The following is a 24,081-nucleotide window of genomic DNA, read 5'->3' as shown; positions in this document are numbered from 1 at the left end:
GGTAATAGTGGATTATTCTTTTTAGAATGAATCAGCCCTGCCTTCCACGCGGGGGGTTGGGGGATTTAGTTATTTGCAGCTTCATATTAAATCGGTATTAGACATACTATATCGCGAGCGGATTATTCACAAAGATATTAAACCCAGCAATATTTTAATTAATCCCGAAACCAAACAAGTTAAATTAATTGACTCATGAAGCAATGGAAATGTACGAACTTGCAATTTCTGGTGCTAAACAAAACCAATACATTCAAAGTGATTAAAGAAAATAACTGTAGTAAAAATTAATAATAAGCAGGACTTACGCAACTGGCACAATCTTTGCTCCAAGCTGAAGAACCCGACCAAGGTCATCAGCGTTTCGCCAGATTTCCATTACCTTCCCACCAACAATCCAAAAAATGAACATAGCACTAAAGGTTTGCTGCCTACCAAAAGCAGGTATTCCAAGGAAACTTTCCTGAACACAAGTATTAGTCGCTCGCACTACAACTTTGTCACCTTCAGCAATTATATCTTCAATCGTCCATTTTTGTTCGATAGACCCAAATGTTTGAAATAGTTCACGAATTCCTTCCGCCCCAGAAGAAAGCTTTGGTGGTCCTCCGTGCATTCTCCAAGTCGGAGCAGTCATTTCGCAAATTTCTTCAATTTTATGCTCGCTTACCAATTCAAGCCAGCGTCGAGCAATCACTTTGTTGTCTTCAATGGAAGACACCGCTACTTGGGGATTTTCAGTGGAATTAATAGTTTTATCTGTCATATATAGTCTCAATTACTAATTTTTTGGAAAAAATCCAAGTTACTAACTACAATATATAATCAAGCATTTTCGGATGCTAGCAAAAATAAAGGCGCTTTTGGTACTAACTTAAATTATAATGTATCATGATAACCAATTTATCAGTATAAATTTAGCAAGTAAGTAATTTTTATTACTTTAAATTTCATTTGTCTAAACAAGCAATCTTAGCCGTTTACCGTTATCGCGCGCTAAACGAATAAGATATTGACGGGTTGCACGGTCAATTTTAAAATAGCCGCAAAAACTATTAATAACTTGAGCATGTTGTGCAATTAATCTGCCACGTAGCTTATTAAACTTAACATTACCGGAGTATTTACGTGTTAAAATTATCACTGGTGCAAACATATTCTTTTGTACTCCTTTTTTCAAGTTGTAAGTTTTCTAGTTGGTTGTAATATCAGTGTCGCTAGTTGCATTGGTTTGTACCAGTAAACACAAAGGTTTTAAACGCTAAGTTAAGTTTTGTAACAGATTTTTTTGAGAGCCAGTATTCAATCCCTTTTGGAGAAGATTGTCAAGCACCTATGTTAGTTAAGTTGTATAAAATATAAAGGAATTCCTTAACTTAGCTTAAAACCAGTAAAATTAATTTCTGTAAAGCATTGGTTCTTCTTACCCTATGGAAGTCTCCAAGCAAAGACGCAGACGTGGTGTAATTCTTAGCCTCCAGGGATGGAAAAAACTGACTGAGGCTAAACATCAGGCTGAAATTTTAGAAAATTATGGCGCCAGGTTAACTCTCGAAGAACTAAGCGCGCGGACTCAACTTGCTCCTTTTACTGTTTCTAAAGTGATGGCAAGGGAAGAAGGAGTAGATAAGCAAACCTTAGAATATTTCTTTAGAGCTTTTGGGCTAAATTTAACGAAAAATGACTTTGTAAAGGGCGAGAGTGGAAATGTGGAAGTGTGGGAGAGTGGGAGTGTAAAAGTTCACACCCTCACCCTCTCACCCTCTCACCCTCTCACAGATTGGGGTGAAGCGGTAGACGTTACGATTTTTTTTGGACGCGCGCAGGAGCTTGCACTTTTAGAAGATTGGATTTGTAATGATAATCGTTTGATTTTGCTGCTGGGAATGGGAGGAATTGGTAAAACTTCTCTATCTATAAAGTTAGGGCAGCATATCCAAGAGAAATTTGAGTTTGTAATTTGGCGTAGTCTTCGCAATAGTCCTAGTTTAGGAGATTTGCTTGCCAGTCTACTTCAATTTTTTGCCAACTCTAAACCCGTTAATTTATCAGAGAATATTAACGAACGTTTAACACAAGTAATGGCACATTTGCGTGAGCATCGCTGCTTGGTGATTTTGGATAATGTAGAATCAATTTTAGCTTCCGGCGCCCGTTCGGGTCATTATCAAGTATCTTATGAGAATTATGGAGAATTTTTCAAGCTAGTAGGAGAAACGAGCCATAATAGTTGTGTTGTGTTAACAAGTCGGGAAAAGCCACAGGAAGTTGCGACCCTTGAAGGTGATGCTCTACCAGTTAAAACATTACAATTAAGTGGTTTACAAGAGAATGCAGCCCTTGAATTAGTAAGAAGCAAAAGTGTTTTTTATGGTTCAGATGCCGAATGGCAAGACTTGATACAACATTATGCAGGTAATCCTTTAGCCTTAAAAATTATTGCAACGAGTATTCAAGAACTATTTAACGGTGATATAAAAGAATTTCTTGCCCAAGGGACAAAAGTATTTGGTTCTATTTACGACTTATTGTCACAGCAATTTCACCGTCTTTCTGTTCTCGAAAAAGACTTGATGTACTGGATATGTATTAACAGAGAACCAGTAACCTTAGCAGAATTGCGCGCGGATTTAGTACTACCTGTATCATCAATGAAGCTTTTAGAAGCTTTAGAATTTTTAACTAGAAGAAATTTAATAGAAAAAACAACACTTCCCCATACCTCATTACAATTCACTCTTCAACCTGTAGTAATGGAATATGTAACAGAACAACTGATAGAACAAATATCTTTGGAACTCGTAGAGACGCGATTAATCGCGTCTCTACACTCAGCACTCAGCACTCAGCACTCATCACTCCTTAACACCCATGCTATAATTAAAGCCACGGCAAAAGATTATATTCGTATTGCTCAAACAAAATTTATTCTTCAACCTGTAATTGAGCAATTACTATTAAAACTACGAACAACAGAATCAATAGTAACTCAACTAGTAAGGGTCGGTTCACAAATATCTTGCGAATCAACGCCAAATATCAGTATACCTACCTCGTCTGAACCTGGTTATGCAATTGGGAATATTATTAACTTGTTGAATCACTTACAAGTAGATTTGACAGGTTATGATTTTTCTTATCTAACTATTTGGCAAGCATATTTACAAGATACAGCTTTAAAACAAGTTAATTTTACTGGTGCCGACTTATCCAAATCGGTATTTGCCAAAACTTTTTCGACAGCAATGTCAGCAGTGTTTAGTCCAGATGATAAAATTTTGGTAACAGGTCATACTGAAGGTTCTATTTCACTGTGGGATAGTACTAGCGGTCAACATCTAATTAAATTTCAAGGGCATTTTGCTCCAATATGGTGTATTAACTTTAGTCCAGATGGTAAAATACTAGCTACTGGCGCCGATGATAAAGTAATTAAGCTGTGGGATATAACTACAGGTGATTTAAAAATAATAAAAACTTTGGAAGGATATAAAAGTGGAGTTTTTTCAATTGTATTTAGCGATGATGGCAAAACATTAATTAGTAGTAGTACAGATAATTCTGTCAGAGTCTGGGATATTAACACCGGGCAATGCACGATAAAAATATACCGCGAAAATCAGGAAAATCCAGTATCAATAACTTTTGCAGCCCTAAGTCCAGATGGTTCCATAATTGCCACTTGCGGTAAAAGTAATGATATTACCTTATGGGAACTGAAGACAGGTAATTGTATAAAAACTTTGCAAGGACATAGCGACTGGGTTATGTGGGTGGCATTTAGCGCGCGCGGGTTACTTGCTAGTAGCAGTTTAGACTCGACTATTAGACTTTGGGATATAAACCAAGGTACTTGTGTTGGAGTTTTGCAAGGACATACCAATGGAGTATTAAGAGCAATATTTGTTGGTGATGGAAGTACCCTCGCAAGTTCGAGCATCGACCGCACAATTCGTCTCTGGGATATTACTAGCTTTGAATGTATTAAAACTTTGTATGGACATACAAATTCGATTAATACTATCGCTGTTAATTCTCAAGGAACTTTGCTAGCTAGTGGTGGTGATGACTTCTCAGTAAAGTTATGGAGTATCTTAAATGGAGAATGTGTAAGAAGTTTCAAAGCCAGAATTAACTGGGTTGGCGCCATTGCTTTTCATCCAAGTGGCACAATAATTGCTAGTGGCAACGAAGATTGTATCGTTAGACTTTGGCATTTGAATGGAGGGCACCGCAATTTAATTGGACACACAGATTTTATTTTTTCAGTAGCATTTAGTCCAGATGGTTGTAGCTTAGTTAGTGGTGGCGCCGACCAAACTATTAGATTGTGGGATGTACAGACGGGTAATTGTATTAAAATATTGCGGGGACACTCTGGTATGGTGACAGGAGTTGCCGTTAGTCCAAATGGTCTAGTTATAGCGAGTAGCAGCTACGACCGTACTGTTAAACTTTGGGATATTGCAACAGGTCAACTTCTGCACACATTTCCAGAACACATTGCCATGTCTGTAACTTTTAGCCCTGATGGGAGAACTTTAGCAGCAGGTAGCTTTGATGATACCGTTAGAATTTGGGATTTAGAAACTAAGCAGTGTTGTTTAACTTTAAAAGGACACCTTTACTGGATTTGGCGAGTTAGCTTTAGTCCAGATGGTGCTACTATTGCCACTGGGTGTAGTTCCGACCACACAATTAGACTGTGGAGCGCGCGCACAGGTGAATGTATACATATACTCTCAGCACATCAAGATTGGATATGGGCAACTGTCTTTAGCCCAGATGGTAAAACCCTTGCTAGTTGTAGTAGTGATGGCGCCATTAAATTTTGGGATGTAACAACAGGTTGCTGTCTGAAAATATTAGAAGTTGCAGCAAATACCTGGGTTATGTCTCTAGCTTTTAGTCCGGACGGTCGGACGTTAATCAGTGGAGATACAAATGCTGCTATTCAAGTTTGGAACGTGGAAACATTTGGACGTATTCAAACTTTAAAAGCAGAACGACTTTACGAAGGAATGAATATTTATGGCGCCGCAGTTTTAACAGAAGCACAAAAACAGACGTTATTTGCTCTTGGGGCAGTTGAAAACGAGCCTTGTAGCATAGGCGTCTCGCCTGTGCAGTAATGTATTTTTTTTAACCACAGAGAGGGTTAGAAAAATCCACCCTTCAAAGCTTGCCAGATGCCGAAAACTTAGTAAAACAAGGAAGAAAATTTTATGAAACTGAACAGTTTGCTTCTTCGACTACAATTTGGCAACGCGCGGCTCTAAAAATTGCTGGTATGCCTTTAGAGCGTAAAACTTTATAGATAATACTGTTTAATTATATATAGGACTACTATTTGATTTTTGAATAAAATCTAGGTATCTTACTAATGTATTAAATACTCAGTAATGGTACGTTACTAAAACTATGGTATACTCAGTGTGTAAACATGCCTATCATAGTTCTCAAACATGATTACCCAAAAAGTCAGCTTGTGGGGCAACTCTCTTGGAATCAGGCTTCCGCAAAGTATTATTCAGCAGATAGGATTAAAACAAGGAGACTTGGTAGCCATTTCAACCGAGGAAAATAAGATTATTTTATCTCCGGCAAGACCCAAATATAACCTTGATGAATTGCTTCAAAATGTCACCCCAGACATGCAGCATGATGAGATAGACTGGGGAGAGCCTGCGGGAAAAGAAAATTGGTAAAGATCGATGGGCGCGTTCCCGAACGTGGTGACATTATCCAATTGGAACTCAATCCCCGCACTGGTAGTGAGCAGGCAGGCTATCGCCCCGCCATTATAATTTCGCCATTAGCTTATAACCAAATTTCTAAGATTATCATGGTTTGTCCCATTACTAGCCGCAAGAAGGGATGGCCGTTTGAAGTCGAATTGCCAGCCCAAATGCAGACTTATGGTGTCGTATTAGTAGATCAACTTAGAGCAGTTGACTGTAGTGCTAGAAAAGCGGTTTTTGTTGAAACAGCCCCTTCTGAATTGATTGATGAAGTTATAGCGAGGTTAGAGCCGCTTCTAACCTGATACATTAAACTGAATTGTCTTAAGGCATTAGACGAGCGCGCCGATTGACTTTTCAAGCTGGACAGCATCGGAAAACTCGTAGGTACAACAGCATCGGGTAGAGGTGGGAAGTTAATAAACGCTCTACTCCAGCAGTTTCCACAAATTCTACTAAATCTCAACAGCCCCGATTGTAGAAGCTACTGGTTGGGTGAAAAGTGCCAATGGCGATGTAGTTCTCACAGTTGAGGCGCCCACCGCTACGCCCCGTAATTCCTGGCATCAAATAACTGATTGCCGTGCATTAAATCAGCAGCAAGAGCGTTGATCTAGTGGAAGTAGTGCCTTACATACACCTGCAAGAGAGCAGATAGTTCCTGCCAAAAAAAGTTGAATGCGGTGTACCCTAAAGTTTCTACGCGCGCTTTAAGATTAATTCTCGATTAAAGTTTCTGCATCATGTAAATTTTCTAAAACCTGACAGAGAGACAAAGAGTAAAAAAAGAATGATGATGTAATCAATTACACTAATCATGATTCTTGCTGAATTGATAAAAGACTTGATTTGAGGGCAGCACCCCAACTTCGATTAACATCATAAAACTGCTGCTGAAGTTTCAAACAAGCAAGGCGCTTTTTTTCATAGGTATTGGAATTGCTATACAGTTCCAATATTGCCTGTGCGTATGCCTCTGGATTATCGGGTGGAACTTCTATTGCAGCAGAACGCACGTAGGACAAGGCTGGGCAAACAGCAGAAGTCACTACCGGACGACCAGACAAAATGCTTTCGGCAACGGCACGATTGAAACCCTCGATAAAATCGCTACGGGTCGGTACTATCAGAATGTGGGTTTTCCCAAAAATTTCTTGCATTTGTTGTTTATTACAATACCCATGAAAGATAAAAAATCTATCTAAGGAGTCTTGCATTACACTCTGACGTAGAGAATCTAATGCTGTACCTGAACCGCAAATATCAAAAATAATGTCTTTTATTCCCTGTTTTGATATTTTTCTAGCAACTTCTAGCAAGTCAAAGACACCTTTATCGAACTCAATACGACCAACAAACAAAACCCGGAAAGGTAATAATTCTTTAGAGCATTCCTTTTCTTCGGTGGTGACTTGAAAACTTCGTTCGGGCGGAGGTGCAATATTGTCAAAGTAACCGCGTTGATACGTTGGGTTGAATTCATAAATAGATTGATTTCGGTATTCTGTCAATTTTGCAACTTGTTCAGCAATATCACGTGAGACTACATGTATGCTATGACACGATGATTGGAATAAGCTGCGACTTAACTTCATAACAATTCTTTCACCGGAAGTTTGTTCTCGATACTTACGCCACAAAGTACAGTGAAGACACGGAATGACTTTGATTCCAATCCAATCAAACAGTAATAACACAAACCAATATGTTGTACCGCTAGCTAAAAACGCAACATTTGCACGAAAGCGAATTGCTAGAGTTAATAACTGCAATCCGCGTAACAGTTGACGTAGGTGATAAAAGACACCAGACGCATTCGCAAGGAAAACTGGACGACGTTCAACAATAAAGTTCTCGTCTTTAATAATTTCAGCCGCAAAAGATTCTGCGATAACGTAGCCTTTTGCATCCAAGCTTTTACAGACTTCGTAAAATTGACTAGAGTAAGTCATCGATACTTGGGACAAAGAATCTTCACCTTTTCGCCAAGATTTGTATGAATCTATAACATTTTCTGGACCCAGTGCGTATAGAATTCGTAGCTTTTTTGACATATGATAACAAGAATTGATCCTTGAAATACCTGTCCACTTATCATAATTAAAAGCTAAGAATTTATACAACTATTTACAAAAATTTATAATAAAAAAGTGAATTGGGAGTCTAGCTTTTTAGGCGTTGGTGGTATGGAAAAGCACAAAGTACATAGATATAGCCTCAGTACTTTTATTTGAAAGACAAAAGCCCCTTGTGTTTTGAACAGAAAATATTTTTAAAATGAAAACATAATTCATTTAATAAAGATATAGCTTCAGTATTAAGGTGTCTGAATCGGAGTATCTCAGTGTTCTGTGTCGGCTTATTGCCCCCAATGGGTGCTCGCCACTGTTCAATTGCTGTTAGCATATCTAGGTTAGGAGGTAAGTTGCCAGTAATTTCTGTACTGGGACGTTTGCCCTCTTCCCCAATCTCCAACGTCATCCGCACTCCGAGTTCCAAATCGCCATCTAGCTTTAGAACAACTAATTTCCTCACTTGCAGCACCCCCCTATTGTTGTTAACAGATAATAAAATCTTCTACAACACTGATATCCCCTAAAGCAACTTTAATGCTAAAGCGTTCTCCAGCTGCCCCACTAAATTCTAATTGAATATTCTTATTGCTGCTTCTGGTTTGGGCTTCCATAACAGATAATCCCTCAAAGTCTAATATCATTAACTGGAGATTTGGCGGCAAATAATCTTGTCCGCTTTGAGGATGTATTTCTACAATAATATCCATTTCCTCTTCGTTATCTTCTGGAAGTGTAACAACTAAAACGACTCCTTGCTCGGTCAAAGTTCCAAAATCAATTAGCTTACCCCTACTAACAAAAGTATTATTATTACTTCTCAAGCTCCAAGCTGGTAAATTAGCTTGAGTACTTAAAACAGTTTCAACTTCTTGCCAACCTGCCTCAACAATATTATCGAACCATTGTTTTAATTTAATTAACGTGTGATTTTGGGTGTGTAGAGACGCAATATATCGCGTCTCTACATCTAAATATTCTAGAAAATCTTCTAAAGATTGCAGTTGACTAATTGGCAGTAAATCGCTTGTCACTTCCTTAACAAATCCTAGCAGCTTTGCCTCTCGATATGATTTAATAATCTGTACAACTACATAGCCAATTCGGTCTGACTGTACTTCTTCTGGTATATAAACAAACTTTTCTCCTTCTAAAATTGGACGACACTCTAAGGCGCCTAAATTCTTTAACGACAAATCAGCGACATCCATAAGTGTCTGCTGCACTGGGTTCCAACTGTCGCTGTTCTCTAAGTCAGTCTCAAACCCCATGTATTGTAAGTATGAATTAACAAAAGATACAGATAAGATATTAAGACGGACTCGTTCGCCTTTTTCAGGTGTAGCTTGTTGTTTACATAGCTGCTCGGCACGGCGCCTAGCATCCGGAGATATAGGCCTTGTAAATGTTAAAATGTCTGTGATATTATTCATAATTTGTTAGTCCTCTGGTGATGTTATAGTCCAAGATTTAGTTAAAGATAAAGATATTCGGCTCTTGCGTACTTAGCGTGCTAATTTAGGGAAAAATAAGCTTAAAAACCTTGCTGGGCTTATCTTACAGCTATTATTACCTTCAGAACGGTATTCTTGTCCAAAATTAAAAATAAAAGCGAAAGTCAGGTTTATCCAGGTTTATGGTTGGATGTTAAAGCATTGCTTGCAGGTGATATGGCAAAGGTTTTAGCTGTGCTACAACAAGGATTGAGTAGTTCCGAGTATGTAAGTTTTTCACAAAAATTAGCAAAGCCATAGATTAAATAGGCGCCTTCTACAACATAATGGTAAGCTAGTTGCAGTGTTTATATAAGGTATTCTTATCATTGAAGCCGAAATCTGATGTTAGCAGGCGCCTATAGCAGGGAAAGATAAGTTTAATCTTTATAAGGATATTTCATATATTTACCTATGCTAACTCATAACATTTCTGGGTATCGGCTGACAGAACAACTTTATGATGGTTCTAAAACTGTAGTTTATCGAGGACAACGGGAAGTAGACAATAAACCTGTTGTGATCAAGCTTCTTAAAAATCCTTACCCAAATTTTATGGAGTTGTTGCAGTTCCGCAACCAGTACTCAATTACCAAAAATCTAGAAATACCGCTTATTGTTCGTCCTTTGTGCTTAGAAACTTATCAAAATGCCTATGCGTTGGTAATGGAAGATTTTGGTGGTATATCTCTACGGGAATGGTTAACGAATGTAGAAAAGACTCATGTAACGCTACCTCTACATGAGTTTCTAACTATCGCGCTACAGTTAACGGATATTTTAGATGGACTTTATCGTAACCGAATTATTCATAAAGATATAAAACCTGCAAATATTTTAATACACCCAGAAACAAAGCAGGTTAAGTTAATTGACTTTAGTATTGCCTCTTTATTACCCAGAGAAACCCAAGAAAAACAGAATCCTAATATATTAGAAGGTACATTAGCTTACCTTTCACCAGAACAAACGGGAAGGATGAACCGGGGTATTGATTATCGGGCTGATTTTTATGCGTTAGGTATAACTTTTTATGAACTATTAACAGGAAAATTACCATTTGAAGTTGATGATGCAATGGAGTTAGTGCATTGTCATCTTGCTAAAAACCCAATTAGTGTAAGCGAAATTAATTCGGAAATACCCTTAGTTGTATCGAAAATAATCGATAAATTAATGGCAAAAAATGCCGAGGATAGATATCAAAGTGCATTAGGATTAAAGTCGGATTTAGAAAATTGCTTATGTCAATTAAAACAAACAGGAAAAATATCAGATTTTGCAATTGCACAGCTAGATGTTTCTGATAGTTTTGTCATTCCCGAAAAGCTTTACGGTCGCGAACAAGAAGTACAAACTTTGCTCTCAGCATTTGACCGCGTTGCAGAAGGGAATACCGAATTGATGTTGGTAGCTGGATTTTCTGGCATTGGCAAAACAGCAGTAATTAACGAAGTTCATAAGCCTATTGTGCGGCAGCGTGGCTACTTTATCAAGGGTAAGTATGACCAGTTTCAACGCAATATTCCCCTATCTGCTGTTTTGCGAGCATTTCGCGATTTAATGGTGCAATTGCTGAGTGAAAGTGGTGCCGAGTTCACCCGTTGGAAAACAGATATTTTAGAAGTTGTTGGGGAAAACGGTCAGCTTCTCATCGACGTAATTCCAGAACTCGAATATATTATTGGGTCTCAACCTCCCGTAATAGAACTATCAGGAACGGCAGCACAGAACCGCTTTAATCTTTTGTTCCAGAAGTTGATTAATATTTTTACCACACCAGCGCATCCATTAGTAATTTTTCTCGATGATTTACAGTGGGCAGATGTTGCGTCGCTGAAGTTACTGCAACTGTTACTTAATGATGCAGAAAATTTGCTAATTTTAGGCGCCTACCGTGATAACGAAGTGTCAGCAACTCATCCGTTGATGTTGACAATTGATGAAATTAACAAAGCTGGGGCAATAGTAGGGACAATTACGCTGCAACCGTTGAGTTTAGAAGATACAAATCAGTTGGTTGCCGATACACTTAATTGTTCTAATTCGGTTGCTGAACCACTAACTGAGTTAGTAGTGCAAAAAACTAAGGGTAATCCCTTCTTTACTACACAGTTTCTGAAAGCACTGTATCAAGATGGTTTGATTGTGTTTAACCGTCTTACCTCTCTAGAGAAAGGAGAGAGCGGAGTTGGAGGGTGGCAGTGCGATATTGCCCAAATACGCAGACTAGCGCTAACCGATGATGTTGTGAAGTTTATGGCAACCCAGTTGCAAAAACTGCCACAGCAAACGCAAGAAAAGTTAAAGCTAGCAGCCTGCATTGGCGCCCAATTTAATTTACAGACATTAGCAATTGTATTGCAACAAACGGAAGCAGAAACTGCTGCTGATTTGTGGAAAGCTTTGCAGGAAAGCTTTATTTTACCAACAAACGAAGTTTATAGGTTTTATCAATCTAACTATCAATCTTCGTGCGAGTTGTCAATAACGCAAGCGGAAGTAACGCCAACTTATCGCTTCTTGCACGACCGTATCCAGCAAGCAGCGTATTCTCTAATTCCAGAGTCACACAAGCAAATCACTCATCTACAAATTGGGCAACTTTTACTACGCAATACCTCCAAATCTGAACAAGATGAAATTTTTGAAATTGTCAATCAACTTAATATTGGCGCCAAATTGCTGTCGTCAACTGCTGACCAGGAGGAATTAGCACAGTTAAACTTTCGTGCTGCACAGAAAGCTAAAAGTGCTACGGCATATGAAGCAGCAGCTACCTATTTACAAGTTTGTTTAGATTTATTAGGTGATAACTGCTGGCAAAAACATTATGCCTTTACCTTAGATATTACAACAGAAGCGGCTGAAGTTGCTCTTCTTATGGGTAACTTTCACATTATGGAACAGCACATCTCAGGTGTGATTAACAATGCCAAAATACTGCTAGATACTCTTAAAGTGTACGAAACAAAAGTTTCCGGTTACATTATTCAACAGCAGCCAGCAGAAGCATTGAAAACAGCGCTAATTGTGTTGGAGAAATTAGGTTTAGAGTTTCCGGAATTCCCAACACCCGAAGATATTCAATTTCATATAGCTGAAACAATGGCAAATGTTGGTGAGTCGATTGCTTCACTGATTAATTTAGCAGAAATGACATCACCTTCAAGTATAGCTATAAGCCGTTTACTAGCTAAAGTGTTGTCACCTGCTTACATTGCCAAACCGATGCTTTTACCGATTCTATTATGTAAAAGCATTAATTTGTTTATTCAAGAAGGAAACGCATCTGCCGCAGCGTTTGTTTACTCCTACTTTGGTAGTGTTCTTTGTATTGGTGGCAATATTCCTGATGCTTATGAATTTGGAGAACTTGCTTTACAGATGTCATCCAAGTTTGATTGTCAAGAATATTATCCTCGTGCGGTTTGTAGCGCACAATTCTTTATTCGACATTGGCAAATTCATGTTAAAGAAACAATTAAGCCACTACTTGAAAGCTATCACATGTGTTTAGAGAGCGGCGATTTAGAGTTTGCAGCTTGGAGTGTTGTTAATTACTGCTGCTACAGCTACTTTGTCGGATACGAACTGAGTAATTTGCAGCAACAAACCAAAACTTATGCTCACGCTATTGCCCACATCAAGCAGGAAGCGGCTTTTAGCTATACCGGCATTTTCCAACAAGCTATGTTGAATCTATTAGAAAATAATGTTGCTTGGAGTGAATTAGAAGGAGAAGGATTCAGTGAAGCAAAAACGCTGCCGATATATCATGCAGTAAATGATCAATTAGGTTTGCTTTTCATATACCTCAACAAGCTAATATTGTCTTATCTGTTTGGTGAGGTAGAGGAGGCAATTGCTAATGACCAACAAGCAGCAAAGTATTCTTCTGCTGCTGCTTCCTGCTTATGCACACCTCTTTTTTATTTCTATGATTCGCTGGTTCAACTGATGGCTTATTCTCAAACGCCTTTAGAAGAACGCGCGTCACTGCTTCAACGAATAACCACAAATCAAACGCAGATGGAGCAATGGGCATATTATGCACCTATGAATCACCTGCACAAATGGCATTTAGTAGAGGCGGAAAAATATCGAGTTTTAGACAACTGGGCTAACGCAATCAACCACTACGATTGTGCCATACTAGGAGCTAAAGAAAATGGCTATGTGAATGAACAAGCTCTTGCTGAGGAACTAGCCGCCAAATTTTACCTCAACTGGGGTAAAGAAAAAGTTGCCGCAGGCTATATGCAAGAAGCTTACTACTGCTACGCACGCTGGGGCGCCAAAGCCAAAGTGCAACAATTAGAAAACCTGTATCCTAGCTTACTTGCTCCTATCCTACAACTTAGGCAAATCACAACAGCAAATACCGTCAAAGCTACAACCTATCCTACAATATCAGCAGCAGCCACCACCGATAAAACTTCCAGCAGCATCTCTAGGACGTTAGATTTAGCTACTGTTCTCAAAGCTTCCCAGACTCTCTCTAGCGAAATTGAACTAGAAAAATTGCTAGCAGCGCTATTACAAATTGTCATGGAAAATGCTGGAGCCGACAAAGGCGCCTTGGTAATGCCACGAAATGAGTTATGGGTAGAAGCGATTGCTGTACTGGAACAACCCACACGAGTAAAATCAACCCCCTTAGCTGAAAGTTTTGATGTACCAATCGCTCTAATTCGTCGTGTCAGACATAGTAAACAACCAGTAGTAATAGCTAATGCAACAGCAGACTCCGATTTTGCAGTTGACCCTTACGTGTTGGAAAAACGCCCCAATAGCATCCTTTGCACCCCCATCGTTCACCAGGGCAAATTAGTTGCTATCTTATATCTGGAAAACCGTTTAGTAAAAGGCGCCTTTACAGTCGAGCGCGTAGAACTTTTGAATTTACTTTGTGCCCAAGCTGCGATTTCTCTAGATAATGCTCGTTTATATGCTCAAGAGCAAGAAAAATCTCAAAAGCTAGAGCAAGCACTAAAAGACTTACAGCAAGCACAATTGCAAATCGTGCAAAGTGAAAAAATGTCTGCTCTAGGTAACTTGGTAGCAGGAGTTGCACACGAAATCAATAATCCCGTAGGTTATCTGGCAGGTAATATTCAACCTGCGCTAGACTACACCCAAGATTTATTTGGATTGTTAGATTTGTATCAAGAGAAGTTTCCTAACCCTGGACAGGATATCGAGGATGAAATCGAAACCATTGATTTAGGATACCTGCGGCAAGATTTACCCAAACTTATTGACTCAATGAAACTAGGTGTTGACCGCATCAAAGCTATTAGCACTAGCTTACGCACCTTCTCGCGCGCTGATAGCGACTATCCCTTTGCCTGTAACCTACACGATGGAATTAACAGCACCATTTTGATTCTCAAACACCGTCTCAAAGCGAATGAAAATCGCCCAGCAATTGAAGTAATTAGTAATTACGGTAATTTACCGCAAGTGACATGTTTTCCTGGTCAATTAAATCAGGTATTTATGAATTTACTTGCTAATGCCATTGATGCTTTAGAAGAATTTAATACTGGACGTAGCTTTGCGGATATTCAAGCAAACCCTAACCGTATTACTATTACGACTCAATTTAACTCTGATACAAAGCAAATCAGTATTAGTATCAAAGATAATGGGGTTGGTATGAGCGAAGAAGTCAAACAAAAAATATTTGACCATTTATTTACAACTAAAGCAGTTGGAACAGGAACAGGATTAGGATTAACTATTGCTCGTCAAATCGTTGAAGAAAAGCATCGAGGTAAATTACATTGTATTTCCGTTGTCGGAGAAGGAACAGAGTTTATTATTGAAATTCCTGCTTATGATTCTTAATAATACACTGTAGAGACGAATGTTGCTTACTTAACGAATTAATGGTGCGTGAAAGCACTGTATTTGGCGTGCTTATTGCTTGATAGTAATAGCTTTCATGCACCCTACCCTTCAGCGCGTTGGCGCCTCAAAATGCTTAAGTCAGTGACATCACCGAATGCCACTAAGAATACCCTATTGTTGGTAGGCGCCGACTTCAGATTGAAGACCTATTTTGCGTAATTAATACGGTCTCTACAGTGGAATGTCACTTACTTAAGCGCGCAAAACTTAATCTAACTGTAGGGTTCCGCAAAGCCTCCACCCTACAGTTCGCAAAGTTTGTACTATTCGTCTCTATAGTGGAATGTCACTGACCAGCCCAGTCAAGGTTATGTAAATAACGGCTGAAAGACTGTAACAATAAGACTTTACAAGAAATATGTATAAAAATTCATTTTTACAAACACCATAGTTACTAATAAGAACCCCAAAAAAGATGACTTTTTAGCCATCTTTATAGTGATTTTGGGTGTCGAATCGGTAAGTGATGCTGAAAAAAGGGCGCCATTTTTGATTATGATTATTGAGAGTAATTATTATTTAGTTGTAGTAAATTTGCTACCAACCCAGATTATGTGGCTTTCACCAATCTTTGAACGTTTTGTAGAAAAAAGTCCTATCACGGTAATCATTCGAGCGATGATGGAAGTCGTGTTGGTGGACAACGAACTTGATGATTTATTCAATCGAACTGCTCAAACTGGTTACACAAGAGAATTGCTATTTTCAACTTTGGTTAAAATGATGACCGAAGTTGTATGCAGTACTAGCCAAAGTATCGGCTCAGTATATAAAGAGATGGCTACTTCTATTGGTGTATCACTCGTCAGCAGTTTACGATAAGCTTAACCCTCTTTTGTCACTCTCGTGGTAGTATAATCAGTGACACACTTTAAAAGCATTGCCAGTCCTATGGTAGAGCCTCGCCAACCAGTATCGACAGTCAAATTTATAGACGAATACTGTCAAATTTATCAAAACATATTCCCAGAAGTTAGAAGCTTTGAGGCTTTTAAGTACCTGCACATGGGTATGGTATCTGACATAAAACGTAAAACTTTACCGTCAATAGCAAAGGTTGTAGGGCTAGAGAACCATCAACCACTACATCATTTTTTAACAGAATCACCTTGGAATGTAGAAAAATTAAGGAGACAAAGATTAGAATTAATATTATATATACTTCAAGGGCGCCCAATAATACTTATTATTGATGAAACAGGGGATAAGAAAAAAGGAGATACAACGGATTACGTCAAACGACAATATATTGGAAATTTAGGTAAAACGGATAATGGCATTGTTGCAGTTACGGCATATGCTGTCTTATCTGGAATGACGTTTCCTCTCTTATTTGAAGTTTATAAACCGAGAGAAAGACTGTTGAGCGGAGATAAATACCTAACTAAACCTGAAATCGCAGCAAAAATGATAAAAAAATTGCGCGCGATGGGATTTAAATTTAATCTTGTCCTAGCAGATAGTTTGTATGGAGAGAGCAGTCAGAATTTTATTAAAATACTAGATGACTTCAATCTAAATTTTATTGTTGCAATTCGCTCAAACCACAAAGCATGGGGAGTTACAGACTCAAAATTCAAATATTCAGAGTGGCACAGATTCAAGCGCGTTTTCTCAGATTTGAGTTCTGAGGACAGATATATAAGAGAGATTATTTGTGGTGATAATCCGGAAATCAAATATTGGCAAATCACAACTGATAAAGAGGAACTTCCAAAAAATACAACTTGGTACGTGATGAGTAAATTTCCGAACATTACACCCAGAGAAGTCGGTAATTTTTATGGTTTGAGAACTTGGGTAGAATATGGTTTAAAGCAAAGTAAAAACGAACTAGGATGGGCAGATTTTCGTCTAACTAGTTATCCACAAATAGAGAGGTGGTGGGAAATTGTTTTTAGCGCTTATTTAATGGTTAGTCTCCATTCTGAGCAACTGTTGAAATTGGCGCCACAATCTGAATCTAACTTCTCATCGCATCCTTGGTGGGATAAAGGGAATGGTTGGAATAACATTCTTAACAACCTCCGTTTAATACTCCAACCATTTGTACTATTCAACTTAATTAAACCTTGGCTACAAGTTTTTAATGTTCCTAAGTTATCCGAGGGCTTTTTTAAACTTCAAATGCTTGTAAATAATTTAACTCGTTCAATCTTTCAAAACCTCAATATCCCTTATTTATACTTTTCCTCTGCCTAAAGTGACAAAAGAGGGTTAAAGACACAATTTCGCTTATGGCAGTGTCCTCAAGGAGGTCATTTCTTCCATCACTTTTACCCAGAAACAGTAGGAAGAGAGATAATCAAGTTTTGGAACTCTCTGAATTACAACCTTACTGCTGCATAAACAAATAAGACGGAAGTAATTGGCACATAAAAACGTAGGGTGCGTGACGCTATTAACATTTTGAAACGAAGCGCAGTTACTGGTAGCGTCACGCACCGATGCGGTTTATATATCTTATTTTAGGTTTTATTCCAGTAGCATTATTTATCACCGGGTTTGTAATTTTCTGGAGTAAAACCCACGGTGTAATGTCAAGGAAAGCTTGAAAAATGCTTTTATAGTAGTCATAATGTTATGGTAGTAATAATGTAAATTTTCCTTTCGCAAAAATTGATTTCGGGTGACTTTAAATCAAGTCACCCCTTTTATTACTTTTTTACTATTATAATAGACAAATTGTTCAACATCGATTGACAGCGTTTATTTTTGTTTAGGTTTTGTTTATTTTTGTTTAGATATTGTTAAACGATTTTTCAGATCATTTCTATAACTACGTTTAAATCTAGTTATTTCATTATCTGTCAAACAAGCTGATAATTTGCTAATAAACGGTATATATATTCAGTATAAATGTTTATACAAGAATTATAACTTTATACCTGTTTTTTAGTTTTAACCGCGTACAAACTAAATTTAGACGTTTTATAAACTATAAAAACTTACTTGCTAGCTTTACACTCTTTTTATATAATGTAAGTTTAGTTGGCTAACAATTTTACAAGAGTTTATACGACAAGTTATATATATTAGCTGTTTAAAACTCAAAGCTAGTTGGCGCCATTAAAACTTGAACAAATAACAGCTATGAAACTAAAAGTTTTTAGTTTTTTGAGTACATGCGTAGTTAGTTTAGTACTTGCCACATCTGCAAGTACTTTTGGGTATAGTATAGAAGGCAAGATGAATAATGTACAAACAACTGATGCAGAAAAAGCAAGAGATAATGTACAATATCAACATGCTAAATTTGTTGATAGCAAATTTTTAGCTACTCAATCAAATCAATCACATATAGCAACAAAAGAGCAGGATAAAACAAAAATTTTTACATTCATGTTTGCTACAATTAGCTTTATATTGATATTGATATGTGTTGTTGCTATTCTGTCTAAGTTTGAACGATATCAAAATCAAGATAAACCAATAAGTAAAAGCTTATTCGAGCAAGTTCCTTGTAAAAAATGTCAATACTTTCATGAAAATTGCTATATTCAGTGTGCGGTACACCCAACTATTACTTTAACTACAGAAGCATTTAATTGTCCTGACTTCTGCCCTAAAGCGTAATACAGACTTTTCAATAGTATTGTTTTGTTTCCATAGCTGTCACAGGAACCGTAATTTGATTAAAATTAGTCTATGAGGCGCCTTCTAAATGCGTTCTTTACGATGGATATTTAACAGTAATTGCCCAAGATTGGCATTTTCACTTGTGTATTGAAGAAACTGTGGGTGGGCCAGACTCAGAAACACCACCTGAATTGAGGAAACAAAGATTAATTAGTCAAGGAGCATTATATCGACGTACCAACCCAGAGGGAGAACCCCGCTGTTGGGGTATTCAGTTTTGGAATGGTGCAGGTGAAAAAATAATGACTATATTTCTATAAACCCATATATAGAAGATGAAAATTTATTGCCCGATGGAAAAGCTAACTTTGCTAAGTTGGAGCTGTACAATGAACTTAGGGAAACTTATGTATTAGGAACAAAACAAGTTGCTTTTACAAAAAATCCCTTTAAATGTGCTTACATTGCGGTGTGTACATCTGGACGTTGTTGTCTTTCACAGAAATGGCAACCGACTTTTGACGCACTTTCAAACGCTGTCGAAAAAGCGCAGTTAGATATAGAAGTACGCACAACAGGTTGTTTACAAGTTTGTAAATTAGGCCCCGTGGTCTTTTACTCTGACGATAAAACTTGGTATACGCGAGTTAAACCAGAAGTTGCTGAACAAATAGTTAATGAATATCTAATTATAGGCAACAAAGTCACAGAACACATCTACCCTCCGGTATAAATTCAAAATGTCTACACGGCGCCGTTCATCAAAATTAATTATTTTTATTATAAATATACTGATTATCTCTGGATTAATCATAGCCTGTCAAAATCCGAGAATTAATCATCAGCTAAATTCTACTAATGCGGCTTGCGTTCAAAACTATGATGCAAACCGCGATTACTTTTCTAATAAAATTACTATTACCCGCGCGAAAGGTTTTAGCGTTGAATATCATAATAACTATAAAGTTATCACAATCAACAATCCTTGGAAAGGTGCGAAAACAGGATTTAAATATATTTTAGTTCAATGCGGTACTCCGGCGCCGTCAAATATTCAAGACTCTCAAGTAATTACTGTCCCAGTCAATTCTGTAATTTCCCTCTCTACTACCCATCTTCCACATTTAGCCAAACTAGGAGTAGTCGATAAACTACTGGCAGTGAGCTACACCAAAACAGTCAACACATTAGTAGTAGCAGAAAAAATTAAAACAGGTAAAATTGCCAACGTTGGAAGTGATGCCAGTATTAATATTGAAAAAATCTTAGAACTCAACCCAGAGTTAATTACAACATATGGAACTGGGGATGGTAATAATGATAGCTATCCAAAATTATTAGAAGCTGGTTTGAAGGTCGCAATTAATGCCGAGTATATGGAAGACTCACCTTTAGGTAGAAGCGAATGGTTAAAATTTACTGCTTTATTTTTTAATCAAGAGAAGAAAGCAGAGCAAATATTTGCGGAGGTTGCAAGAAAATATGAAGAAGTGGCAACTAAAGCCAAAGCGGTAACAACACGTCCAAGTGTATTTTTAGGATTTAACTTTAAAGGTACTTGGTATATGCCAGGTGGTAAAAGTTATACAGCTAATTACTTAGAAGATGCAGGCGCCAATTATCTTTGGAGCAACGATAAATCTACAGGTAGTTTACCTTTATCTTTTGAAGCAATTATTGAACGTGCTTCGGATGCTGATTACTGGCTGAATTTTAGCCAGAAGTGGAAGGAGAAAAAAGACATATTAGCAGAAGATAATCGGTATGGTGATTTTAAAGCTGTAAAAAATGGAAATCTATATAATAATAACTTACGTGTAAATGAAAATGGTGGTAACGACTATTGGGAAGGAGGAATTAGCAACCCTGACGTGGTGTTATCAGATTTGATTAAAATATTTCATCCAGATGTATTACCACAACATAAACTTGTATTTTACCGTCGTGTTAATTAATTATGTATAAACTTAAAATCTTCAACAAATATAACTATTTAATTTTTACTTTATTAATTGGAGTATTAATTCTAGCTTTTTTCTTAGATATTGCATTAGGTTCCGTGCAAATTCCTATTGATGAAGTAGTTAGAGTTTTATTTGGTGGAGAAGCCGAAAAAGTAAGCTGGACTAATATTATTTTAAAATTTAGATTACCAAAAGCAATAACAGCAACACTAGCAGGCGCCGCTTTAGGTGTAAGCGGTTTACAAATGCAAACAATTTTTAGAAACCCACTTGCAGGACCTTTTGTATTAGGAATTAGTTCGGGTGCATCGTTGGGTGTCGCATTGATAGTCTTAACAGCAAATTTAGCTGGAGTCGGTGCTATTTTTCAAACTCTGGGTATTTTGGGTGATTTAACTTTGGTGATTGCATCGAGCTTAGGCGCCGCTGCTGTATTAAGCTTAGTCTTAATAGTATCACATCGAGTTCAAGATACAATGACGCTGTTAATTTTGGGTTTATTATTTGGTTATGCCACAAGCGCACTAGTAAGTATTTTATTACAATTCAGCGACAGTCAAAAAATTCAAGCATATTTACAATGGACTTTTGGTAGCTTTGCCGGAGTCACATGGCGCCAAATGCCTATTTTAATAAGTGTAGTACTATTAAGTTTACTAGTTGCAGCAGTATTATCCAAACCTTTAAATGTGTTACTTGTCGGTGAAGAGAATGCTTTAACACTAGGATTAAATTTAGAAAGAACCAGATTTTGGATAATTACAAGTGCTTCTATATTAGCAGGCGCCGTAACAGCGTTTTGCGGTCCGATAGCATTTTTGGGTGTAGCAGTTCCTCATTTATGTAGAAGCATGTTTAGCAGTTGTGACCATCGTATTTTAGTACCTGCGGTAATTATAATGGGAGCAATTATGGCGTTGATTGCAGACTTAATGTGTACTATCCCCGGAAATCAAACGATGTTACCATTGAACTCAGTCACTGCACTAATTGGTACACCTGTTGTTTCCTGGGTAATTTTACGGCGATATTATGCGAGGTAGAGACGTTATATGTAACGTATAGGTAATTTCAAATAATATATTAGATGCAAAAGTTATGATAAAAATGCAAAAAATTTGGTATTGGCACTCACAACCACTCAATAATCGCACTGGTTCGGATGTTTTTGCGACTTTATATCTGTCTACAGATGTAACAATCGCTACTCTCCTTGAAAGTCCCTACCCTAACAATAATATCCAAGCTCGTTACTCTATTTGTGCAGGCGCCCCACGAGTTTGTGAAGGGAAGTTACGAATGTGGACTCCTAAATTAGGAGAAATTTTACCGTTTCTACAAGAATTGTTACAACAAGGTCACTCAGTCGAGGGAGTTTCTCCTGCACTTCCTTTTGCTGGGGGTTGGTTGGGTTGGCTAGGTTATGATTTAGCTTGGGAACTTGAGCAGTTACCACGTAATAAAGATGACTCTCTACCATTTCCTGTTGCGTATTGGTATGAGCCGGAAAGCTTTGCTGTACTTGACCATACTGCTCAAACTCTTTGGTTAGCAGCGACTAAGCAAAGTAATTTAGATAACATGATTCGCCAACTAGAAACACCATTATTTTACCAAGAAACTAAAATACAAACAAACCTGCTTTCTTCTAAACTTTGCACTTTGTCCTCACAAGAAGAATATGAAAATGCAGTGCAACAAGTAAAGAAGTATATTCAAGCAGGAGATATTTTCCAAGCCAATTTATCGCTGCGTTTCACTACACAAACTACTGCAAAAGGATGGGATGTTTATCAAGCATTACAAAAAATTAACCCTTCTCCTTTTGCTTGTTATTACAAAACACCTTGGGGAGAAGTTGTTAGCTGTTCACCCGAAAGACTTGTAACAAATGTTAACCATCATGTTTCCACACGCCCTATTGCTGGAACACGAAGACGTGGTTCTACACTAGAACATGACGAACTGTTAGCTGCGGAGTTACTTAGTAATACTAAAGAACTGGCGGAACATATAATGCTTGTTGACTTGGAGCGTAATGACTTGGGGAAGGTTTGCGAGTGGGGGAGTGTAAAAGTAGATGAACTTCTGACTATTGAGCGTTACAGTCATGTTATGCACCTAGTTAGTAATGTGGTTGGAGTTTTAAAGCCTGAAAAAAATGCTATTGATTTAATCGGCGCCATGTTTCCGGGTGGTACAATAACAGGCTGTCCAAAGATTCGGTGCATGTCAATAATTGAGGAGCTTGAACCAGTGCGTCGCAGTTTATTTTATGGTTCGTGTGGTTATCTCGACCTCAGAGGTAACTTAGATTTGAATATTTTAATACGCACTTTACTCATGGCGCCTCATGGAAACGTTAATACAGTATGGGGACAAGTTGGCGCCGGAATAGTTGCCGATAGTGACCCAGAACGAGAATGGTATGAATCTTTACAAAAAGCCGAAGCACAATTAGCAGCGCTTCAAAAAGTCCAAAATACAAAGTAAAATCTAAAATCCAACATCTAAAATCGCACATGGTTATTCGAGTCGGCACAGATATTGTATATATTCCCAGAATTCAAGCATTAGTAACACGCTTCGGCGCCCGTTTTTTAGAGCGTGTATATACACCATTAGAACAAGAGACGTGTGGAGTCAAGGGAGAAATGACTCGTATGGCGATAAATAAACTAGCAGGACGTTGGGCAGCAAAAGAAGCAGTAGTTAAAGCATTGGGAACAGGATGGAGAGGGATAGGGTATACAGATATAGAAATTTGCCGTCACAAATCAGGTGTACCGTTCGTCATACTACATGATAACGCCCTTTCCATCGTCGCAAAATGTAACATTGATACAAATTGTCAACTTAGTTTAAGCCATGATGAAGATTATGCAATCGCCACAGCTATTTTTGTAAATAAAACCATAGAGTCGGATGCGTAACGCCACTCAATAATATCAACGTAGGGTGTGTGAAGGCTACCCAAAAATTTCAACGTAGGGTGTGTGAAGGCTACCCAAGAATTTCAACGTAGCAACAAGACTTGTAGCCTTCACGCACCGACTTATAATTGCTGGTGAATATAAATGTAGGGTGTGTGAAGGCTACCCAAAAATTTCAACATAGCAACAAGACTTGTAGCCTTCACGCACCGACTTATAATTGCTGGTGGATATAAATAATAGCCCCAGTAAAACAACCCCAGTAATTTTCTTATAACCACCAGTAAAACTTGGACACTCGTGTTTTGCATCGTTGCTCTTGGTGAGGTCGAAGGGAGCTATTACACTCCGCTCCTCCCCTTTAGAACCGGACGTGAAAGTTT

The 24,081-nt window shown here is 37.9% G+C and carries 18 protein-coding genes and 2 pseudogenes; 15 read left to right on the top strand and 5 right to left on the bottom strand.

Annotated features, from left to right (window positions below; genetic code table 11):
- Positions 1–94: 94 nt before the first annotated feature.
- Positions 95–193, top strand: a pseudogene (locus AC2JBO_RS27520) (protein kinase domain-containing protein); the annotation flags it as partial.
- A gap of 111 nt (positions 194–304) precedes the next feature.
- On the opposite strand, the gene AC2JBO_RS27515 reads toward AC2JBO_RS27520, so the two are convergent.
- Together AC2JBO_RS27515 and pgr5 are read right to left on the bottom strand one after the other, a co-directional pair.
- Positions 305–766 (bottom strand): ester cyclase, encoded by a 462-nt coding sequence (locus tag AC2JBO_RS27515; RefSeq protein ID WP_496956812.1) that lies wholly within the window; start codon positions 764–766, stop codon positions 305–307.
- A gap of 192 nt (positions 767–958) precedes the next feature.
- Complete coding sequence (gene pgr5 / locus AC2JBO_RS27510; protein ID WP_496956811.1) at positions 959–1,156, bottom strand: cyclic electron transport protein PGR5; 198 nt, start codon at positions 1,154–1,156, stop codon at positions 959–961.
- A 274-nt stretch (positions 1,157–1,430) separates the two neighbouring features.
- Here pgr5 and AC2JBO_RS27505 point away from each other — a divergent pair, with 274 nt between their 5' ends.
- The 4 genes from AC2JBO_RS27505 (at position 1,431) to AC2JBO_RS27490 (ending at position 6,046) form a co-directional block, all read left to right on the top strand.
- Positions 1,431–5,132 (top strand): WD40 repeat domain-containing protein, encoded by a 3,702-nt coding sequence (locus AC2JBO_RS27505; RefSeq protein WP_496956810.1) that lies wholly within the window; start codon positions 1,431–1,433, stop codon positions 5,130–5,132.
- A 50-nt stretch (positions 5,133–5,182) separates the two neighbouring features.
- Positions 5,183–5,317, top strand: a complete 135-nt coding sequence (locus AC2JBO_RS27500) for a hypothetical protein (RefSeq protein WP_496956809.1) — start codon at positions 5,183–5,185, stop codon at positions 5,315–5,317.
- A 148-nt stretch (positions 5,318–5,465) separates the two neighbouring features.
- On the top strand, positions 5,466–5,708 hold the full coding sequence (locus AC2JBO_RS27495) for an AbrB/MazE/SpoVT family DNA-binding domain-containing protein (protein WP_496956808.1): 243 nt from the start codon (positions 5,466–5,468) through the stop codon (positions 5,706–5,708).
- A complete protein-coding gene (locus AC2JBO_RS27490) occupies positions 5,702–6,046 on the top strand; it encodes a type II toxin-antitoxin system PemK/MazF family toxin (protein WP_496956807.1) in 345 nt (114 codons plus the stop codon). Before AC2JBO_RS27495 ends, AC2JBO_RS27490 begins: the two co-directional genes overlap by 7 nt.
- Before the next feature lie 510 nt (positions 6,047–6,556).
- Here the strand turns inward: AC2JBO_RS27490 and AC2JBO_RS27485 are convergent.
- Positions 6,557–7,795, bottom strand: a complete 1,239-nt coding sequence (locus tag AC2JBO_RS27485) for a glycosyltransferase family 4 protein (protein ID WP_496956806.1) — start codon at positions 7,793–7,795, stop codon at positions 6,557–6,559.
- A gap of 503 nt (positions 7,796–8,298) precedes the next feature.
- Positions 8,299–9,246 carry a DUF1822 family protein gene (locus AC2JBO_RS27480; protein ID WP_496956805.1) on the bottom strand — a complete coding sequence of 316 codons (948 nt, stop codon included), beginning with the start codon at positions 9,244–9,246 and terminating at the stop codon, positions 8,299–8,301.
- 156 nt (positions 9,247–9,402) lie between these two features.
- On the opposite strand from AC2JBO_RS27480, the gene AC2JBO_RS27475 reads away from it, so the two are divergent.
- The 10 genes and pseudogenes from AC2JBO_RS27475 (at position 9,403) to acpS (ending at position 23,698) form a co-directional block, all read left to right on the top strand.
- Positions 9,403–9,567 (top strand): hypothetical protein, encoded by a 165-nt coding sequence (locus tag AC2JBO_RS27475; protein ID WP_496956804.1) that lies wholly within the window; start codon positions 9,403–9,405, stop codon positions 9,565–9,567.
- A gap of 153 nt (positions 9,568–9,720) precedes the next feature.
- Positions 9,721–15,159: a trifunctional serine/threonine-protein kinase/ATP-binding protein/sensor histidine kinase gene (locus tag AC2JBO_RS27470; RefSeq protein ID WP_496956803.1), complete on the top strand. Its 5,439-nt coding sequence runs from the start codon at positions 9,721–9,723 to the stop codon at positions 15,157–15,159.
- Positions 15,160–15,666: 507 nt separating this feature from the next.
- Positions 15,667–16,044: a hypothetical protein gene (locus AC2JBO_RS27465; RefSeq protein ID WP_496956802.1), complete on the top strand. Its 378-nt coding sequence runs from the start codon at positions 15,667–15,669 to the stop codon at positions 16,042–16,044.
- Between the two features lie 69 nt (positions 16,045–16,113).
- The gene (locus AC2JBO_RS27460; protein WP_496956801.1) at positions 16,114–17,424 is read left to right on the top strand and encodes an IS701 family transposase; all 1,311 of its coding nucleotides are present in this window, start codon (positions 16,114–16,116) and stop codon (positions 17,422–17,424) included.
- Positions 17,425–18,315: 891 nt separating this feature from the next.
- A complete protein-coding gene (locus tag AC2JBO_RS27455) occupies positions 18,316–18,798 on the top strand; it encodes a hypothetical protein (protein WP_496956800.1) in 483 nt (160 codons plus the stop codon).
- 71 nt (positions 18,799–18,869) lie between these two features.
- A pseudogene (locus AC2JBO_RS27450) lies at positions 18,870–19,534 on the top strand ((2Fe-2S) ferredoxin domain-containing protein); the annotation flags it as partial.
- Between the two features lie 7 nt (positions 19,535–19,541).
- Positions 19,542–20,756 (top strand): ABC transporter substrate-binding protein, encoded by a 1,215-nt coding sequence (locus AC2JBO_RS27445; RefSeq protein ID WP_496956799.1) that lies wholly within the window; start codon positions 19,542–19,544, stop codon positions 20,754–20,756.
- A gap of 2 nt (positions 20,757–20,758) precedes the next feature.
- Positions 20,759–21,808 carry an iron chelate uptake ABC transporter family permease subunit gene (locus AC2JBO_RS27440; RefSeq protein ID WP_496956798.1) on the top strand — a complete coding sequence of 350 codons (1,050 nt, stop codon included), beginning with the start codon at positions 20,759–20,761 and terminating at the stop codon, positions 21,806–21,808.
- Between the two features lie 64 nt (positions 21,809–21,872).
- Positions 21,873–23,258, top strand: a complete 1,386-nt coding sequence (locus AC2JBO_RS27435; protein ID WP_496956813.1) for an anthranilate synthase component I — start codon at positions 21,873–21,875, stop codon at positions 23,256–23,258.
- A gap of 29 nt (positions 23,259–23,287) precedes the next feature.
- Positions 23,288–23,698, top strand: coding sequence for a holo-ACP synthase (gene acpS, locus AC2JBO_RS27430; protein ID WP_496956797.1), 411 nt, complete (start codon positions 23,288–23,290; stop codon positions 23,696–23,698).
- Between the two features lie 162 nt (positions 23,699–23,860).
- On the opposite strand, the gene AC2JBO_RS27425 is transcribed toward acpS, so the two are convergent.
- Positions 23,861–24,081 (bottom strand): hypothetical protein (locus AC2JBO_RS27425; RefSeq protein WP_496956796.1); only part of this gene is annotated, 221 nt, incomplete at its 5' end.

It is taken from the genome of Calothrix sp. CBUCES-K 9914, assembly GCF_059640475.1.
Note: the sequence above shows the minus strand (reverse complement) of the source record. Positions and strands in the feature narration are given on the sequence as shown.

Bases quoted from the DNA above. Each gene is read 5' to 3' on its own strand.
- AC2JBO_RS27460 (WP_496956801.1), top strand. From the start codon at position 16,114: ATGGTAGAGCCTCGCCAACCAGTATCGACAGTCAAATTTATAGACGAA.
- AC2JBO_RS27435 (WP_496956813.1), top strand. From the start codon at position 21,873: ATGCAAAAAATTTGGTATTGGCACTCACAACCACTCAATAATCGCACT.
- AC2JBO_RS27480 (WP_496956805.1), bottom strand. From the start codon at position 9,246: ATGAATAATATCACAGACATTTTAACATTTACAAGGCCTATATCTCCG.
- AC2JBO_RS27485 (WP_496956806.1), bottom strand. From the start codon at position 7,795: ATGTCAAAAAAGCTACGAATTCTATACGCACTGGGTCCAGAAAATGTT.
- AC2JBO_RS27455 (WP_496956800.1), top strand. From the start codon at position 18,316: ATGAAACTAAAAGTTTTTAGTTTTTTGAGTACATGCGTAGTTAGTTTA.
- AC2JBO_RS27505 (WP_496956810.1), top strand. From the start codon at position 1,431: ATGGAAGTCTCCAAGCAAAGACGCAGACGTGGTGTAATTCTTAGCCTC.
- AC2JBO_RS27515 (WP_496956812.1), bottom strand. From the start codon at position 766: ATGACAGATAAAACTATTAATTCCACTGAAAATCCCCAAGTAGCGGTG.
- AC2JBO_RS27470 (WP_496956803.1), top strand. From the start codon at position 9,721: ATGCTAACTCATAACATTTCTGGGTATCGGCTGACAGAACAACTTTAT.
- acpS (WP_496956797.1), top strand. From the start codon at position 23,288: ATGGTTATTCGAGTCGGCACAGATATTGTATATATTCCCAGAATTCAA.
- AC2JBO_RS27440 (WP_496956798.1), top strand. From the start codon at position 20,759: ATGTATAAACTTAAAATCTTCAACAAATATAACTATTTAATTTTTACT.
- AC2JBO_RS27445 (WP_496956799.1), top strand. From the start codon at position 19,542: ATGTCTACACGGCGCCGTTCATCAAAATTAATTATTTTTATTATAAAT.
- AC2JBO_RS27495 (WP_496956808.1), top strand. From the start codon at position 5,466: ATGATTACCCAAAAAGTCAGCTTGTGGGGCAACTCTCTTGGAATCAGG.
- pgr5 (WP_496956811.1), bottom strand. From the start codon at position 1,156: ATGTTTGCACCAGTGATAATTTTAACACGTAAATACTCCGGTAATGTT.